The organism is Caballeronia glebae (assembly GCF_001545035.1).
Classification (GTDB): domain Bacteria; phylum Pseudomonadota; class Gammaproteobacteria; order Burkholderiales; family Burkholderiaceae; genus Caballeronia; species Caballeronia glebae.
Genome location: NZ_FCOJ02000015.1, coordinates 39,472 through 57,512, shown reverse-complemented (window position 1 = coordinate 57,512; position 18,041 = coordinate 39,472). Strand labels below are relative to the sequence as shown.

Genomic DNA, 18,041 nt, shown 5'->3' with positions numbered 1-18,041 from the left:
AAACACGCACATGTCCCTCGATATCGAAACCTACAAGCGTCAGAGCTTCGGCTCGACGCTCGAACCGAAAGCGCCGGTCGGCCTTTTGATCGTCGACCTCGTGAACGGCTTCGCGAATCCCGAGGTGTTCGGCGGCGGCAATATCCCGCAGGCCATCGAGAACACCGTTGCCTTGCTTGCGCATGCGCGCGAGAAGCGCTGGCCGGTCGCGCATAGCCGCATCGTTTTCGCCGACGATGACGCCGATCACAACATCTTCACGATGAAAGTTCCAGGCCTGCTTGCGCTGAAAGAAGACTCGCACGACAGCGCGATCGTGCCGCAACTGACACCGCGCGCAGGCGAACTCGTCGTGCGCAAGACGGCGCCGTCGGCGTTCTTCGGCACGTCGCTTGCCGCATGGCTCACGCAGCATGGCGTGCGCACGCTCGTGATCGCGGGCGCGGTGACGAGCGGTTGCGTGCGATCGTCCGTCGTCGATGCGATGCAATACGGCTTTCGTCCGTTCGTGCTGTCGGATTGCGTCGGCGATCGCGCCATCGCGCCGCATGAAGCGAATCTCTTCGACATGGCGCAGAAGTACGCCGCCGTGATGAAGCGAGACGAAGCGCTCGAACTGCTCAAGGATCTTTGATCGTCTCGTAGTACGGCGCGCCTTGAGCCAGCGCGCCGCGACGCGATAGTCAATCGAAATGCTTGAGGGAAGTGCGTCCGTACTGGTTATTGCCTTCGACGAGTTTCATCATCATGCGCACGAAATGAACGCGATCTTCGGGACTCAGCGGGTCCAGAAATTTGACCTGGGCTTCGCGCATGCTGCCGTACATGTCCTTCATCGCGCGGCGTCCTTTCGCGGTGATGTTCGCGATCTTGAGGCGTCCGTCGTGAGGGCTCGGCTCGCGCTTCACGAGGCCGCGTTCTTCGAGGCGGCGCAGCACGTCGGCCATTGTCGTGCGATCGACGCCGACTTCCGCGCACAGCGATGTCTGGTCGAGCCCCGGCCGCTCGCTCAGCGTGGTCAGCAAGCCGTATTGCACGGGCGTAATGGCGAAGTCCTTGCAGCACTCGAAAAAGAGCGCGATATGAATCTGATTGAGCCGCCGGACCAGAAACCCCGGGCGCTGCCACAAGTGTCCGGTCTCGATGCCGCCATCGGTAACAGCAGCTTTTTTCTCGGCAACGGTGCCCATCCTTAACCCTTTATCGAAGTAGTTTTGCGACACAGGAATGCAAAGATTGTAGGTGCAATCACAGTTGCGCTCCCATTTTTTTCCGGATACAAATCTATCCGTCAGCGTACTGACGAAATGCTGATGTCTGGAGCGCCGGATGTCAATGATCGAAGTCAATACACGAAGTCAATAGCACGATGCGTCGCGCAGGCATCAGAGCGGATCTGCTCGTGCGCTCGTCAACGAAGCGCACGAATAATCAGCATGCTGATTAAATGGCGAATGCGTTGAACGTCACCTCACCCAGAGTCTGGAGCCAAAGATGAGTTCTACCCCTGTACAGACGGACGACGTCGCCATTCATGGGCGGTCGATGTCACGCAACGATATCAAGACGCTGATGCTGGCGTCGCTCGGCGGTGCGCTGGAGTACTACGATTTCATCGTCGCGGTGTTTTTCACGAAGCTGCTGGCCACCGTTTTTTTTCCGCCGCAGACACCTGAGTGGCTCGCGCAGCTCGAAGTGTTCTGCATCTTCGCGGCGGGTTATCTCGTTCGTCCGATCGGCGGCATTTTCTTCGCGCACTTCGGCGATCGCATCGGCCGCAAGAAGATGTTCGCGTTGAGCCTGTTCCTCATGGCCGCGCCGACGCTGCTCATCGGCTTGTTGCCGAGCTATGCGACGCTCGGCATGGTCGCGCCCTTGCTCTTCCTTTTGTGCCGTGTTCTGCAAGGTCTTTCCGTCGGCGGAGAAGTGCCGGGCGCGTGGATTTTCTGCTCCGAGCATGTGAGGCGCGATCGCATCGGCCTCGCGTGCGGTCTTTTGATGTCGGGTCTTTGCACGGGCATTCTGCTCGGCGCGTTGTCGGCGAAGTTCCTCATCGGCAACATGGAGCCGGCGGATCTGAAAAGCTGGGGCTGGCGTCTGCCGTTCATCGCGGGCGGTGCGTTCGGTCTGATCTCGGTTTATCTGCGCCTCTATCTGCAGGAAACGCCGGTGTTCGAAGCGCTGCGCGCGAAGCGTCAGGCGGATTCGCGCCTGCCGCTTGCGGTCGTGCTGAAGGAGCATCGCGGCGCGTTGATCGTCTCGCTGCTGGCGACGTGGGTCTTCTCCGGCATCTTCGTGCTGTACTTCCTCTACGCGCCGACGTTCCTGCAATCGCAGTTTCACTTCCCGTCCAAGGACGTCTTCACGAACAACTCGTGGTCGATCTTCGGGCTGATCGTCGGCAGCACGTTTGCGGGATGGTCGGCCGACAAGATCGGCGGCGGCCGCGCCTATGCGATCGGCAGTGCCGCGATGCTGCTCGTATGCGGCGCGTTCTACATGAGCCTGAACGCGGGAAGCCAGTCCGTGTGGGCGCTGTATATTCTCGGCGGCTTTCTCATCGGAACCATTACGCTCGGGCCTTACATCATCGTGAAGAGCTTTCCGCCGGAAGTGCGCTTCACCGGTTTCGCGCTTTCGTATAACACCGCCTATGCGATCTTCGGCGGCACGGCGCCCGCAATCGCCTCGTTCCTGGTAGGGCGGCAGGGCATCACGATGGCGCCTGCGTGGTACATCTGCGCGCTTTGCGTGCTTGGCGTGATCATCGGCCTCGTGTGGCGTGCGCCCGTGCATGCCGAAGCGATGGCGCATTGATGCGCGGCCTTTAATCCGGAGTGTTTCCCGCGTCGATGCGATGCGGGAAACGCTTCGACGCGGCGGTGGGCATGGATCAACGCATCGCGCCCGCGAGATTCTCCGCTTCGAGCCCGACGAGCAGATCCACTTCACCGTTGTCGAGCGCCTGTGTCGCTGGCACGCCCGCAGCCTTCAGCGCGGCGCCATCCAGCCGCGACGCATCGCTGAGCGCGACGCGCAATCGCGTGGCCGCAAGCGGTTCGAGCTTCAGGATATTGGCCGCGCCGCCCAGCGCCGCGCGAATCTTCTCCGCGCGCGCTTTTTGCAGCGCCGTATCCCGCTCGGGCGCAACAGTCGACGCGCTCACCGCGTCTGACGCAACAGCGGCAGACGCGCCCGCCGCCGGTAAATCGGCGTCGCTGCCCGCGGTTTTCAGATACTCCTGCATGTCGGTCTTCATGTTCTCCGACAGCGGCCCGAAGATCGCCTGCACGCCATTGCCGACACGCACGACGCCCGCCGCGCCGAGCGCCTTCAATCTCGCATCGTCGACGAGCGACGGATCGTTCACCGAGATACGCAAGCGCGTAATACACGCATCGAGGCTCTTGATATTCGAGCGTCCGCCGAATGCGAGCACGAGATCGCGCGAGCGGCCGCCCACGCCGCTGCTGCTCACCGCAACCGTCGCTGCGGTGTCGTCCTCGCGGCCCGGCGTCTTGAGATTGAAGCGCGAGATCACGAACCGGAACACGACGTAGTAGATCGCCGCGTAGATCGGTCCGAGGATGAACACGTACCACGCGTGCGTCGCCTTGTTGCCGATCAGGTTGAACATCAGGAAGTCGATCGCGCCTTGCGAGAACGTGAAGCCCATGTGCATGTTCAGCGTATTGGCGACGAACTGCGCCGATGCCGCGAGACACGCGTGAATGAAGTACAGCACGGGCGCGACGAACAGAAACGCGAACTCGATCGGCTCGGTGATGCCGGTGAGGAAAGAAGTCAGCGCCGCCGACACCATCATGCCGCCGACCGCGACCTTCTTCTCGGGCTTCGCGCAATGCCAGATCGCGATCGCGGCGGCGGGCAGGCCGAACATCTTGAACAGGAACGCGCCCGACAAAATGCCCGCGGTCGGATCGCCGGCGAAGAAGCGATTGATGTCGCCATGAACGACCTTGCCGGTCGTCGGATCGAGGAAACTGCCCGCCTCGAAGAAGAACGGCACGTTCCAGATGTGGTGCAGGCCGAACGGAATCAGCAGACGTTCGACGAAGCCGTAGACGGTGGCCGCCGTGCGCGGATCGGAGACCGCCGCCCATTGCGAAAACGCCTTGATCGCGCCGCCGATGGGCGGCCACACGACCGACAACACCGCGCCGAGCACGATCGAACCGATGGCGGTGACGATCGGCACGAAGCGCTTGCCGGCGAAGAAGCCGAGATAGGCCGGCAGCGCGATCTTGTAGTAGCGGTTGAACATCCACGCCGCGAGGCCGCCCGCGAGAATGCCGCCGAACACGCCGGTCTGGATCGATGGAATGCCCATGATCATGGCCGTCTCGACGCCTTCGAGCTTCGCGATCACGCCGAGCGTCGCCGTCATCACGAGATAGCCGATGGTCGCCGCAATACCCGATACGCCGTCGTTCTCCGTGAAGCCGAGCGCGACGCCGATCGCGAAGATCAATGGCAGATTGCCGAAGATCACGTCGCCCGCGTTCTTCATCAATTCGAGGACGATGGCGGGCACGTAGCCGTGAAAATCGGTCGCGCCGAGGCCGAGCAGCAGGCCGGCGACGGGCAGCACCGCGACCGGCAGCATCAACGATTTGCCGACCTTCTGCAGCACGCCGAATGCGTTTTTGAACATGTTGCGTCTCCGCTTATTCCGTTTATTCCGCGTATGGGGCGAGCAGGGCGCGCACTTCCGCGGCCGTCCCCAGCGTGATTACCTTGGCCGCGAGCTGGCGGGCTTCATCCATCGTGAGACGCGCGAGCTGCGCCTTGATCGAGCCGACGGCCGGCACGCTGACCGACAGTTCATCGATGCCGAGGCCGACGAGCACCGGCACCGCCATCGCATCGGACGCGATGCCGCCGCACACGCCCACCCACTTGCCGTGCTTGTGCGCGCCATCGACCGTCATGCCGATGAGACGCAGCACCGCCGGATGCAGCGCATCGGCCTGTTTCGCGAGCTTTGGATGCCCGCGATCCATCGCGAGGGTGTATTGCGTCAGATCGTTGGTGCCGATGGAGAAGAAATCGACTTCGCGCGCGAGCGGCTCGGCGATCAGCGCGGCGGACGGCACTTCGATCATCACGCCGACCTTGACGCTCGCCATGCGATCGCCGGCTTCTTCCGAAAGAATCTGCCTGGCCGTGCGCACTTCCTCGATGGACGCGACCATCGGGAACATGATGTGCAGATTGCCGATCGGCGCGGCCCGCAGAATCGCGCGCAATTGCACGCGGAACATGTCGGGCCGATCGAGGCTTACGCGCACGCCGCGCAGGCCGAGGAACGGGTTGTCTTCCTTCGGCAGCGGCATGTAGGACAGCGGCTTGTCGCCGCCGACATCGAGCGTGCGCACGACGAGTGGACGCTCGCGGCCGAGCGCCTCGGCCACCGCGCAGTACTCGGCGGCCTGTTCGTCTTCCGACGGCGCGGTGTCGCGGTTATCGAACAGAAACTCGGAGCGCAGCAGCCCGACGCCTTCAGCGCCCGCCGCGACCGCATCGCGCGCTTCCTGCGCATTGCGGATGTTCGCGACAACTTCCACGCGATGTCCATCCGCGGTGACTGCCTGCTTGCTCGCGGCGACTTTCTCTTCCTCGCGCTTTTTCGTCTGACGTTCGATGCGCTCGCGCGCCTTCGCCAGATCGTCCGCGCCAGGATTGCGCCGCAGGCTGCCGCGCGAGCCGTCGAGCACGACGAGCGTGCCGTCGGGCAATTGCAGCGCATCTTCGTCAATACCGCAGATCGCCGGAATGCCGAGCGAGCGCGCGAGAATCGCGACGTGGCTCGTCGCGCCGCCGGTCGTCGTGCAAAAGCCGAGCACCTTGCTGCGATCGAGCGAGGCCGTATCGGAGGGCGAAAGCTCCTCGGCGATGAGGATCGATTCGCCGGGCACGTCGATATGCGCCTGCCGCACGCCCGCGAGCAGCGCCAGCACGCGTCGGCCGACATCGCGGATATCGCCCGCGCGCTCGCGCAGGAGCGCGTTGTCGAGCCGCGCCAGATTGCCCGCCTGCGTCTCGAACGCCGCGCGCCACGCGAAGCCCGCGCTCTTGCCGTCGCTGATGCCGGCGATGGCCGCATCGTTGAGATCGGGATCGTCGAGCAGTTCGAGGTGCGCATCGAGAATCTGCGCCTTCGACGGATCGGTGAGCTTCGCCTTCAACGCCTCGATCTGCTGCCGCGCCTCGTGATGCGCGGCGTCGAGCCGTGCGCGTTCGCGTTGCGGCGATTCTCCCGCTTCGGCCACGTCGATGACTTCCCGGCGGAACTGCACGATCTTGCCGACCGCGAGTCCCGGCGACGCCGATACGCCGGTGAGTTCGTTCGCGTCCGTGGGCGCGGCGGGTTTCGGCGCGACCGCTTCGGCTGCGGCAGCCACGGGAGCGGGCGCATCGCCGGGTTTTTCGCCCGATCCCGACGCGAGCAGGCGCGCGAGCGCGGCAGCCGCTTCGCCCGCATCCGGACCGGCGGCCTCGACGTGCAGCTTGTCGCCGAAGCTCGTCGCGAGCGCCATCAACGCGACGACGGATTTCGCGTTCGCGCTGTCGCCGCCGCGCAAAACGCGGATCTCGGACTTGTATTTTTTCGCTTCGGCGGCGAACACGGCGGCGGGCCGCGCGTGCAGGCCTTGCGGATTCGGCAGCGTGACTTCGTCGGACCGGACCGCGCCGGCCACGCCGCCGCTCGCGTCTGCAGCGCCGCCGCCGACGAATTCGACCGTCAACGCGACGTCCTTGCCCGCCGTGACGAGACCCGTCGCGGGCGCGTAGCGGGTGACGAGCTCACCGTTGGCGATGACCATCTGCGTGAGCAGACTCACGGCCCGCGCGCCGACGACGACCGGATCGAAGCGGATCAGCGGCTGGCCCGTCGCGACGGTGTCGCCTTCCTTGACGAGCGGCGTGAAGCCTTCGCCGCGCAGCATCACGGTGTCGAGTCCGATGTGGATCAGCACCTGGAGGCCACCTTCGCCGGTGATGGTCGCCGCGTGCGCCGCGCGATGCAGTTGCGTGACTGTTCCGGAAAGCGGGGCGAGCAATTCGTTGGAAGTGGGATCGATCGACACGCCGTCGCCGACCATCTTCTGCGCGAAAACCGGATCGGGCACAGTCTCGATTTGCACCATCACGCCGGATAACGGCGCCATCAGTTCGATCCGTGCCAAGCGTTGAGGAGCTTTCATGTGAACGACTCCTAGTCCTTTGAAGATGAGCTGGAACCGGCCTGAGATAAATCATAGGCAACGGCTTCGTGATTCGCTGAGCGAATGAATGTGCGTTCGCAACAGCACCCGCTTCGAAGCGGCACATTGATTCGAATTCTGAAACGCCGCATTCTGCTTCCTAGGGCAGGGGCGGCAAAAAGGGCGCTATTGTTTCGCGGCGCATGGATGATTTCTAGAGATGAGCCTCCACTCGCGGCGATTCGTCGCACGGCGCGCATCGCCTTGCTACTAAGCTAGTTAAGTAGCAAACGCAAGAAAAAGGAGCGCGAATCATGAACTGCAGCAACAAAACCGAACCTTACTGGGAACCGCTATTGACAATCGCATACGACGAGTTGGGCATTCAGTCGTTCGATCCGATGGGCAAGCCGAGCGCCGACATACGCATGTGCCGGGTCGAGGAGATCGGGCGCGCGCTCGAACGCGCTTACGATCTGGGTCTTCTGGTCGGCAACGCCGTGACGCGCGCCGAGCGCGGGCAAGGGCAGTGCGCCTGAGCGCGCGCGCTATTTGCCCAGCCGTTCCGTGAGCGAATAGCGCCGCATGCAGCGCTCCATGCCGTCGAGGAACGCATGGTCCGCTGCATTCATCTTGCGATCGCGATGCCACAGCAGATGCACGTCGACATCGACGAGACCTTCTTCCGGCGGCAAGCGCCACAGACGTTGCTGCGCGATGTCGTCGCGCACGATGTGCTCGGGCAGGCAGCCGATGCCATACCCCGCGAAAATCAGCCGGCGCACTTCGTCCAGACTCGGTGACGAAGCCACGATGCGCCCGGTGAAACCTTTCTGATCGCGAAACACGGTGAGCGGCGAGAGACTGTCGCCGATCTGGTCGCTCGTGAACGACACGAAGTTCTCGGCGAGCAGATCGTCCATGACCAGCGTCGATTTCCCGAACAGACGGTGATGCCTGCCGCAGAAAATCGCGTAGCGCTGGCGCAGGAAGCAGTGCATCTCCAGCTTTTCGTGCGGCGTGCGGCACAGGCCGAGACCCGCCGTCGCCGTCTTCTGCAGCAGCGACGAAATGATGTCCGATGAGCGCATCACTTCGATCTGCAAGTCGATGCGTGGGTACGCCCGATGAAAGTCCGCCAGGAATTCGTCGTAGACGGGCGACTCGATGCGGCTGATCGTCAACAGACGAATCGAACCGTTGATGTCCTCGGTGCGGTCGTCCAGTTCCGTTTCCAGCCGGGAAATATTTCCGTAAATATCGCTTGCGATCCGATACACCTCTTCGCCCGCCTGCGTCGGCGCGAAGTACGGGCCGCGCCGTTCGATCAGCTTTCGTTCGAGCGTCTCTTCAAGCCGCCGCAGCGCCTGGCTCACGGCCGGCTGCGTCACGTACAGGCGCGCCGCTGCGCGGCTCAGGCTGCGCTCCTGCATGATCACGAGGAACGTGCGCAGAAGATTCCAGTCGAGCCGGTCGTTGAGGAAGCGGGCGATGTCGGTGCGCATGATGTTTTCGTCGAACTATTAGCCAAATTTATGCGATGAATAATAACGCGAAATTTGACTAATAATTTATGGCTGACGATAAAGACGCGTATCGACCGTCAACGCATCTCATGCATCGGAGCCAGCATGACTCACGCCATCGTCAGTACCCGTCAGCCGGGACGCGCCGCAACCGCGGCGTTCATCGGCACGATGATCGAGTGGTACGACTTCTATATTTACGCGACGGCCGCCGCGCTCGTTTTCGGCGAACTTTATTTCCCGTCGAGCGACCGGTTCGTCAGCACGATGGCGTCGTTCGCGACCTTCGCCGTCGGCTTCTTCGCGCGGCCGCTCGGCGGCATCGTCTTCGGGCATCTGGGCGACAAGATCGGCCGCAAAAAAGCGCTCATGACCACGCTGATGATGATGGGCGTCGCGACCGTCGGCGTCGGCTTGCTGCCCGAGTATTCGAAGGTCGGCATGCTCGCGCCGGTGCTGCTCGTGCTGCTGCGCGTCGTCCAGGGCATCGCGGTCGGCGGCGAGTGGGGCGGAGCGGTGCTGATGGCGGGCGAACACGCGCCGGAGGGACGCCGCACGTTTTTCGCATCGTTCGCGCAACTCGGCAGTCCGGCCGGGCTGATCCTTTCGCTGATCGCGTTTCGCGCGGTGACGTCGATGGACAAGGCCGATTTCCTGTCGTGGGGCTGGCGCGTTCCGTTTCTTGCGAGTTCGGTGCTGCTGATCGTCGGCATCGTGATTCGTCTCGGCGTGAACGAGTCGCCGGAATTCGCGCGCGTGAAGGAATCGAATCGCACGGCCAAGCTGCCGATTGCCGAAGTGTTGAGCTCCGCGTGGGGCCTCGTGCTGCTGTGCATCGGCGCGAATACGATCGGGATCGCGGGCGTGTACTTCACGAACACGTTCATGATCGCGTACACCACGCAATACGTCGGCGTGACGCGCTCGCTCATTCTCGATTGCCTGTTTGCCGTCGCGATCATCCAGTTGCTCGCGCAGCCGCTCGCCGCGTGGACCGCCGAACGCATGGGCGGCGCGCGATTCCTCAAGCTCATGGCCGCGCTCGCGATGATCTCGCCGTATCCCATGTTCATGCTCGTGCAAAGCGGCTCGGCCGTGCCGATGGTCATCGGCATCGCTATCGCTGTCGTCTGCATGGCGAGCTTCTATTCCGTGATCGCGGGTTTCGTCAGCGGCGTGTTTCCGACGCGCGTGCGCTACTCCGGCATCTCGCTCGGCTACCAGGTGTGCGGCGCGATCGCGGGCGGATTGACGCCGCTCGTCGGCACGTGGCTCGCGCATCGATATACGGGGCAATGGTGGCCGCTCGCGGTGTTCTATACGTGTCTCGCGGGCATCTCGCTCGTGTGCATCGTTGCGCTCGATGCGCGTCGGGCTTCGCATGCGGAGCACGCGGAATCCGTGGGCGCGGTGTGAATCTGAACGTTATGGAATCGAACATGACAGACCTGCTGCAAATCGACGGCGCGCGCCTCTGGCGAAGCCTCATGGACATGGCGCAAATCGGCGCGACGGAAAAGGGCGGCGTGCGCCGTCTCGCCCTGAGCGAAGAAGACAGACGCGGCCGCGATCTTTTTCGCGCAGTGGTGCCGCGAAGCGGGCATGACGGTATCGGTCGATGAGATCGGCAACCTGTTCGCACGCCGCGAAGGCACGCAACGCGATGCGGCGCCGGTTCTGATCGGCAGCCATCTCGACACGCAGCCCGAAGGCGGGCGCTTCGACGGCGTGTATGGCGTGCTCGCCGCGCTCGAACTCGTGCGTGCGTTGAACGATGCGGACATCGCGACCGGGAAGCCCATCGAAATCGTTTCGTGGACGAACGAGGAAGGCGCACGCTTCACGCCGGCGATGCTCGGATCGGCCGTGTTCACCGGCGTTACGTCGCTGGAAGAAGCGCTCGCTAAGCAGGATGCGCAAGGCATCACGCTCGCCGATGCGCTCGCGCAAAGCGGATATCGCGGCACGCGCGCGGTGCGATTTCAGGCGGTCGATTCTTACTTCGAGGCGCACATCGAACAAGGACCCGTGCTCGAAGCGAACGGCACGACGATCGGCGTCGTGACGGGCGGGCAGGCGATCCGCTGGCTCGATGTCACTGTAACCGGCGTCGCCGCGCACGCGGGCACGACGCCGATGCCGTATCGCAAGGACGCGTATTTCGCAGCGGCGCAGATGGCGCTCGAACTGGAGAAGATCGCCGAACGTCGTGCGCCGCGCGCGCTCGTGACGATCGGGCAAGCGAGCATCGCGAATGCGTCGCGCAACACGATTGCCGGGAAGGTGGCGTTCACCGTCGATCTGCGTCATCACGACGACAATGAAGTCGATGCGATGGAGCGCGACCTGCGCGCGGCTTTCGCAAGTGCCGCGAAGACGCGCGGCGTCGAAGTATCCATCGAAACGTACTGGCGCAGTCCCGCGACGCCTTTCGCGCCAAGTTGCGTCGCGCTCGTCGCGCAGGCCGTCGATGCGCTGGGTTACTCGAACGAGCGCATCGTGAGCGGCGCGGGTCACGATGCGATTCATCTCGCGCGCTATTGCCCGACGGCGATGGTGTTCATTCCATGCGTCGACGGGCTTTCGCACAACGAAGCCGAAGACGCGTTGCCCGAAGACGTGACGCGCGGCGCAAACGTGCTGCTCAATGCGGTGCTTGCGCGCGCGGGCGTCGCGGCCACTTTGAACGCGAAATAAAGGAGTCCAGATGAAAACGTTCTTTCACCCTGAACAACTGTTGCATCATCCGCGCAGCTACATGTCGCGCGGACAGATGCGCGCGCCGCAGGAAGTGCCCGAGCGCGCGGCGCGGCTCGTCGCCGCGGCGAAGTCGCTCGATTTCGACGTGATCGAGCCGGAAGATCGCGGCATGGCCGGGATCGCCGCCGTGCACGACATGAACTATCTGCGCTTTCTCGAAGAAGGGCATCGCGAATGGAAGAAGATGCCCGACGACTGGGGCGACGAAATCATGTCGAACATCTACGTGCGCGACCCGAATCCGTTGCGAGGCATTCTCGGAAAAGCCGCGCGCTATCTCGCCGATGGCAGTTGTCCGGTCGGCGCGAATACGTGGCGCTCGGCGTACTGGTCGGCGCAAAGCGCGCTCGCGGCGGCCTCGGCGGTCAACGATGGCGCGCGCGAGACGTATGCGTTGTGCCGTCCGCCCGGACATCATGCGCGCGCCGATGCGGCGGGCGGATTCTGCTATCTGAACAACGCGGCGATCGCGGCGCAGGCGCTGCGCGGCCGATTCGAACGCGTCGCGATTCTCGATACCGACATGCATCACGGTCAGGGCGTGCAGGAGATTTTCTACGGACGCGACGACGTGCTGTATGTCTCGATCCACGGCGATCCGACGAATTTTTATCCTGTGGTCGCGGGTTATGAAGAAGAGCGCGGCGCGGGCGCGGGCGATGGCTTCAACATCAATCTGCCGATGCCGCATGGCTCGTCCGAAGCGGTGTTCTTCGAGAAGCTCGACGATGCGTTGGGCGTGCTTAAGCGCTTCGAGCCGGATGCGCTCGTGCTTGCGCTCGGGTTCGATATTTACGAGGACGATCCGCAAGCGCAAGTCGCCGTGACGACCGAAGGATTCGGGCGGCTAGGCTCGGCGATTGGTGCGTTGGGTCTGCCTTCGGTGATCGCCCAGGAAGGTGGATATCACCTGGAAAGTCTTGAGGCCAATGCGCGGGCGTTTTTTGATGGGTTTGCGCAGCGGCGTGGGTGAATGCGGTCGTGGCGGCGGTCTTGATTAGGGGCTGCCGCTGAAGGGACTTCATATCCAAAACATCAATTAGTTATCTTTATTTTACTAACGACCGTATCTGGTGGCGCTTCAATGGGCGGCCGTTAGAGCAGGAATCGAACAATTTTTGACGCTCCCAAAAGCCGCGTGCTATTACTCTGGAATCCTTATAAATGTGTCAAGATAGGTTCAAAGTCGAATGGGCTTCGATTTTGGCAAATGGAAACCGTCCCACAACACGTTGGACGTGCCGTTGAATATCGGCTGGCAATGCACGCTCGTTCCGCGTCTTCAATGCGGCACAGAGTTCCGGTTTTTGAAAACAGACGCGCGTAAGGCGGTCGATGAAGATCGCATCGCTTTCGATCGATACTTCCGCCCGAACCTCGATTTGCGCACGGTCGCGGGCGGTAAAGCCTTGCGCACCATTCAGCGCTTTCTTCAGATTTTCTTGAATGTCGTTCACTGGAAACAGCCAGCCTCGAACGAAGAGATCGAGCGATTCTTTCGCAAGGCCGTGCGCGATGGTGAGTTGATCCCGATAGTTGATCGGGGATGGCGCCTGTCGCCAAGATTCGATGTGCCATCTGACGCGCCGCAGCGTTGGACAAAGCAGGCTGCCTTCCAATACGCGCAGCGAGACCCCTACTACATTCCGATCAGCCAGCGCGGCGGAGTTGCGAGCGGTGGGGCGGCAGGCAAGGGCATTGGCGGCGTCAGCGCTAGAGTGAGCGAGGCCAATTCCCCCGGATGCATGGACGGCGGCGCTAGCGGCAGTAGTGGTTTCGACTGGCTCGGCGCGGTCGAGGACGCAGCTGGGGCCGCTCTCGGAGGAAGCAGTTCAGACGACGATCAGCCGTTGTCAATGAACTTCGGCGGCGAAAGCACACCGCTCGGCGATGCGTCGCCATTCGAGTATTCTGAGGACTCTTCGTTTGGTGACGTTTTCGACCTAGGGGCCACGGGCGTAAGCGAAGCTGACGAGGCGGGCTGTTTTGCTCAATATGAGCGCGACCTCGATTTGTGTGGGGCACTTGGCGCAGCAATGGGCGGCAGTCGTGGTACGACCCTGTGCCGCCAAAACGCATTTGACCGTTATCAACAATGCAGAGGATTCTGATGGCTGCGCATTCGCCTTATTCTGTCGTTGTCTCCTACCTGGAAGACACGCAAGTACTTTCGGTTCGCGCTGTCGAGCCAGTCAAGATTGCGCCGTTACTCGCGAGCAAGCTGGAGATGCCTATAGCGCTGGAAGAATTCGACAACAAGCTGGACGATGAATTTGCGCGCCGACTCGGCGTCGCCATGCTCAACCTGATCGCGTTAGGGCAGCCTGAGATTAGGCAATTTATGAGCGTGACGCAGCAGCCCTTTGGCAAGTCAGAATGAATTTGCGTGTGACGCCAGCGCACGCTGTGTCGCACCGCCAGTCAATTGATGACTGCTCGCGCGTTGCGCTTGCGGACACCAGACCTGCCACGCCCACGGCGCGGTAACGCCATACCAAGCGCTCGACTTTTCGCACGCTCATGTCCAGCCGCTCGGCGGCGCGGCCCGGTTTGAGTGGACGCTCGGCGACCGCTTGAATCACTCCGAATCGGTCCAGTTCGCGCATCGACATCGTGATCGTCCCAGTCGTGTTCACGGCCCGCGCTCCAGAAACGCTTGTCTGGCCACGAACCTACGGCAAAATGCGACATCTCTACTTGGCAGAGACGCGACATTTGAACTTGGGACCTACAAACAAAAATGCGCTAATTAACATTATGTAAAACAAAATTAACTAATTGCCACACGCATCATTCAGGTAACGATGGCAAACTGCCCAAGTACCGCGCCCCCCGCACGCGCGCGGTACCCATCCCGCGCCCAGCACGACCTGCCTTTTCGGCCCGATCGCCCAAGCCGACCCACGTCCCGATGAACACACGCCTGCTCAGTCTCGCCCGGATCCCATTCTTTTTGCCGCTCTCCAGCGCGATCCTGATGCTCGGCGTCGCGATGTCGTTCACCGCGCCGTATCTGTCGCTCTTCAGCGTCGAGCAGGCGGACATGAGCCCGTTGAAGCTCGGTCTCTTCATGACGGTCATTGCCGCGAGCGGCGTGGTGGCCAGCGCTTTTGCCGGCAAATGGTCGGACAGGCACGGCCATCATCGCGAATTGCTGCTCGCGGCGCTCGTCGCTTCGTCGCTCGGTTTCTTGCTGCTGTGTCTGGTGCGCAACTACTCCGCGCTGGTCGCGATCGGCATCGTGTTTCTCGGCGCCGGCGGCTCCGCAATGTCGCTCGTGTTTTCTTTCGCGCGCGCCGCTCTGCCGGTCGATAACGAAGCCGAGCGATCCCTCGCGCTCGCGACCTTGCGAACCGTCCTTTCGATGGCGTGGGTCTTCGGGCCTTCCGTCGGCGCGCTGGTCCTGGCCGCCGTCGGCTTCTACGGCCTGTTTCTGTTCGCGGCGGCCTGTTTCATCGCGTGCGGCGCGATCGTATGGCGCATGCACGATTCGCCCAAGGGCGACCCGCACAGCGCACCCGCTCACTTCGCCGGCGACCCGTCCTCGCTGCTCGAAGTCACCGCGCCCGACACCGAGGAACTCGTGCCGCCGCACCCCGGCACGCAGCACTCGCGCGCGGAGATCTGGCGCGCCACCGTAGCGATGACGCTCATCGGGCTCGCCGCGAGCGCGACCATGATCGTCCTGCCGCTTTACGTCGTGCACGGTATGCACGGCACGCGCATCGACGTCTCGATCATGCTCGGCCTCGGCGCGCTCCTCGAAATTCCGATGATGCTCGCGCTCGGCGCGCGTGGTTCGCGCCTCGACAAGAAGCGTTGGCTCGCGTCATGCGCGGTCGTGCATCTGATTTATTTCGTTGCGGTGGCGGCGTCGCCGAATGTCCACTTCCTGATTCCGATGCAGGCCTTCAACGCCTTCGTCGTCTCCGTGACGTCGTGCCTGGGCATGACCTACATGCAGGATCTGATGCCGCAAAGCCCCGGATCGGCGACGGCGCTGTTCTTCAACGCGTCGCGCGTCGGGTCGATTCTTTCCGGCGTGTTGTCCGGCGTGCTCGTGGCCGCGCTCGGCTATCGCGGCACGTTTCTCGTCTGCGGTTGCATTGCGCTAGGAGCGGCCGTGCTGTTCGTCAATCCGCCGTTCGCGCTCATCGCGCGGCGCATTCTCGACTGGTGGGACGATCGGCGGCCGGCGAAACCGTGACGTCGTTTTCAGCGAGGAATGGCAAGATAGGCGCACCCGGTCGTCGATTTCACACGCGAACATGCCTCAGCGCCTCCCGCCGCTCAACGCCCTGCGTCTCTTCGAAGCCGCCGCGCGCCATCGCAGTTTCAAGCTCGCGGCCGCCGAACTCAACGTGACGCCGGGCGCCGTGAGCCACGGCGTCGGCGCGCTGGAGGACATGCTCGGCGTCGAGCTCTTCGTGCGCGAACCGCGCGGACTGTCGCTCTCGGCCGCGGGCGAACACTATCTGCCGTACATCGCCGAAGCGTTTTCTCTCATCGTCATCGGCACGCAGTCGTTGCCCGACAAGCGCCGGCGCCGCGCGATTTCCATCACGTGCGCGCCGACGCTCGCGGCTCGCTGGCTCGTGCCGCGCCTCGCCGATTTCCGCGCGCGCTGGCCCGGCATCGACGTCAGCGTGGACACCTCGCGCCGGCAGGCGGGCTTTCCCGTCGACGGCTTCGATTTCGGCCTGCGCCTTTCTCGCGGCCCGGTCGACGGCGCGTCGTGGCAACGTCTCTTCGGCGAGCGGCTCGTGCCGGTATGCAGTCCGGCCTATCGCGCGACGCTGACAGGCGCGGGCGGCGTGCCCGATCTCACGCGCGCCGCGCTCATCCACGTCGATACCGCCAGTCAGGACTGGCAGGCGTGGATGGACGGCGCGGGCATCGACGGTCTCGATCTCCACGGCGGCCTGCGCTTCGATACCGTCCAGCTCGGCTTCGATGCGGCCGCGGCCGGGCTCGGCGTCGTCATCGGCAGGCGTCCGCTCGTCGATCGCGAACTGGCGGCGGGCACGCTCGTCGAAGCGTCCGCGACGAGCGTCGAGACCGAAACCGCCTACTGGGTCTGCGAAACGCCGCAAGCGAGTGCGCGCGCGGATCTCGTCGCGTTTCGCAACTGGCTGATCGAACAGGCGGCCGGTTTCGTCGATAACGGTTGAACTGCGCTCATCCGTCAGCGAAAACTTTTCGTTTGTCAGCACGGACGTTCGCCTGCGACGATGGCCGCAAGGAGGAACGAGCCATGTCATCTCTATCGACCACACGCCCGGGCACGAACCGCGCGACGACGTGGGCGCTCATCGGCGCGGCCGCGCTGATCCTGAGCGCCGCGATGGGCGTGCGTCAGACTTTCGGGCTCTTCATCGGGCCGTTTTCCTTCGATCGCGGCATGCCCGTCACGCTGATCGCCTTCGCGATCGCGCTGCACAACCTCGTGTGGGGCTTCGCGCAGCCGTTCGCGGGAGCCGCCGCCGACCGTTACGGCGCGACGCCGGTCGTCGCGATGGGCGCGGCCACGTTCGCCGCGGGACTCGCGCTCGCCGCCGCCGCGACCTCCGGCTGGATGCTCGTGCTGGGCCTCGGCTTGCTCGTCGGAATCGGCATCAGTTGCACGAGTTTCGGCGTCGTGCTCGCGACGGTCGGGCGCGTGGCTTCGCCGCAAACGCGCAGTGTCGCGATGGGTCTCGCCAGCGCGGGCGGCTCGCTCGGGCAAGTGTTGATGGTGCCGTTCGCGCAGGAAGTGCGCGTGCATGCCGGCGTGTCGGCGTCGCTCTATGCCCTCGCCTTCGTGTTGCTGCTCGCCGCGCCGTTCGGCATCGTGCTCGATCGCGCGAGCCGCCGGAGCGAGGCGTCGGCATCGCATGAAACACACGCGCAAGCCGCCCCTATGCCGCTGCGCGAGACGCTCGCGTATGCGTTGCGTCATCGCGGATATCGGCTGCTGACGCTCGGCTTCTTCACCTGCGGTTTTCAACTCGCGTTCATCGCGACGCATCTGCCGGGCTATCTGATGCTGTGCCACATGCCGGTCGGACTCGGCGCGACGGCGCTCGCGCTGATCGGGCTCTTCAACATGATCGGCAGTTGGGGATGCGGCTGGCTCGGCGGACGCTGGCGGCAGCATCACGTGCTCGCGTGGCTCTATCTGATTCGCGGCGGCGCGATCGCGCTCTTCGTCCTGTTGCCGACGACGAGCGTATCCGTCGTCATTTTCGCTGCCGTGATGGGGCTGACGTGGCTCGGCACGGTGCCGCTCACCAATGGGCTCATCGCGAAGGTGTTCGGCACGCGGCATCTGGGCACGCTATTCGGCGTCGTGTTTCTCAGTCATCAGCTCGGATCGTTTCTCGGCGCGTGGCTCGGCGGCTATGTGTTCGACACGACCGGTTCGTACTCGCTGATCTGGGGCGCGACGGCCATCGCCGGGCTCGTCGCGGCGCTGCTGCATTTTCCGATCGACGACCGGCCGGTCGCGCAAGCATCGCTCGCCGCGACCTGACGCGCGTGCATCGGT

At 63.5% G+C, this 18,041-nt stretch carries 14 protein-coding genes and 1 pseudogene; 11 read left to right on the top strand and 4 right to left on the bottom strand.

Features of this window, described 5'->3' with window-relative positions; genetic code table 11:
- The first annotated feature begins 10 nt into the window (after positions 1–10).
- Positions 11–634 (top strand): N-carbamoylsarcosine amidohydrolase, encoded by a 624-nt coding sequence (locus AWB82_RS12850; RefSeq protein WP_086967553.1) that lies wholly within the window; start codon positions 11–13, stop codon positions 632–634.
- A gap of 49 nt (positions 635–683) precedes the next feature.
- Here the strand turns inward: AWB82_RS12850 and AWB82_RS12845 are convergent, their stop codons facing one another.
- Positions 684–1,190, bottom strand: coding sequence for a MarR family winged helix-turn-helix transcriptional regulator (locus tag AWB82_RS12845; RefSeq protein ID WP_200818096.1), 507 nt, complete (start codon positions 1,188–1,190; stop codon positions 684–686).
- Positions 1,191–1,494: 304 nt separating this feature from the next.
- Here AWB82_RS12845 and AWB82_RS12840 point away from each other — a divergent pair, with 304 nt between their 5' ends.
- Entirely contained in the window at positions 1,495–2,817 is a 1,323-nt protein-coding gene (locus tag AWB82_RS12840) for an MFS transporter (protein WP_235023270.1), read from the top strand.
- Positions 2,818–2,893: 76 nt separating this feature from the next.
- Here the strand turns inward: AWB82_RS12840 and ptsG are convergent, their stop codons facing one another.
- Both ptsG and ptsP read right to left on the bottom strand, forming a co-directional pair.
- Positions 2,894–4,675 carry a PTS glucose transporter subunit IIBC gene (gene ptsG, locus AWB82_RS12835; RefSeq protein WP_086967549.1) on the bottom strand — a complete coding sequence of 594 codons (1,782 nt, stop codon included), beginning with the start codon at positions 4,673–4,675 and terminating at the stop codon, positions 2,894–2,896.
- 22 nt (positions 4,676–4,697) lie between these two features.
- Complete coding sequence (ptsP, locus tag AWB82_RS12830; protein WP_086967547.1) at positions 4,698–7,229, bottom strand: phosphoenolpyruvate--protein phosphotransferase; 2,532 nt, start codon at positions 7,227–7,229, stop codon at positions 4,698–4,700.
- A 314-nt stretch (positions 7,230–7,543) separates the two neighbouring features.
- Between ptsP and AWB82_RS12825 the strand changes: the two genes are divergently transcribed.
- Positions 7,544–7,768 carry a DUF6900 domain-containing protein gene (locus AWB82_RS12825; protein ID WP_086967545.1) on the top strand — a complete coding sequence of 75 codons (225 nt, stop codon included), beginning with the start codon at positions 7,544–7,546 and terminating at the stop codon, positions 7,766–7,768.
- Positions 7,769–7,777: 9 nt separating this feature from the next.
- Here the strand turns inward: AWB82_RS12825 and AWB82_RS12820 are convergent, their stop codons facing one another.
- Entirely contained in the window at positions 7,778–8,734 is a 957-nt protein-coding gene (locus AWB82_RS12820; RefSeq protein WP_086967543.1) for a LysR family transcriptional regulator, read from the bottom strand.
- Positions 8,735–8,860: 126 nt separating this feature from the next.
- On the opposite strand from AWB82_RS12820, the gene AWB82_RS12815 reads away from it, so the two are divergent.
- The 8 genes and pseudogenes from AWB82_RS12815 to AWB82_RS12775 all read left to right on the top strand — a co-directional run bounded on the left by AWB82_RS12815 (position 8,861) and on the right by AWB82_RS12775 (position 18,026).
- The gene (locus AWB82_RS12815; RefSeq protein WP_086967541.1) at positions 8,861–10,171 is read left to right on the top strand and encodes an MFS transporter; all 1,311 of its coding nucleotides are present in this window, start codon (positions 8,861–8,863) and stop codon (positions 10,169–10,171) included.
- 23 nt (positions 10,172–10,194) lie between these two features.
- Positions 10,195–11,452: pseudogene (locus tag AWB82_RS12810) on the top strand (Zn-dependent hydrolase).
- A 10-nt stretch (positions 11,453–11,462) separates the two neighbouring features.
- Complete coding sequence (locus AWB82_RS12805; protein ID WP_086967540.1) at positions 11,463–12,488, top strand: histone deacetylase family protein; 1,026 nt, start codon at positions 11,463–11,465, stop codon at positions 12,486–12,488.
- A gap of 217 nt (positions 12,489–12,705) precedes the next feature.
- Positions 12,706–13,626, top strand: a complete 921-nt coding sequence (locus AWB82_RS12800; protein WP_086967538.1) for a hypothetical protein — start codon at positions 12,706–12,708, stop codon at positions 13,624–13,626.
- Positions 13,626–13,895, top strand: coding sequence for a hypothetical protein (locus AWB82_RS12795; protein WP_086967676.1), 270 nt, complete (start codon positions 13,626–13,628; stop codon positions 13,893–13,895). Before AWB82_RS12800 ends, AWB82_RS12795 begins: the two co-directional genes overlap by 1 nt.
- Positions 13,896–14,426: 531 nt before the next feature.
- The gene (locus AWB82_RS12785) at positions 14,427–15,722 is read left to right on the top strand and encodes a sugar efflux transporter (protein WP_086967536.1); all 1,296 of its coding nucleotides are present in this window, start codon (positions 14,427–14,429) and stop codon (positions 15,720–15,722) included.
- A gap of 61 nt (positions 15,723–15,783) precedes the next feature.
- Positions 15,784–16,686, top strand: a complete 903-nt coding sequence (locus AWB82_RS12780; protein ID WP_086967534.1) for a LysR substrate-binding domain-containing protein — start codon at positions 15,784–15,786, stop codon at positions 16,684–16,686.
- 83 nt (positions 16,687–16,769) lie between these two features.
- Entirely contained in the window at positions 16,770–18,026 is a 1,257-nt protein-coding gene (locus AWB82_RS12775; protein ID WP_086967532.1) for an MFS transporter, read from the top strand.
- The last annotated feature ends 15 nt before the right edge of the window (positions 18,027–18,041 follow it).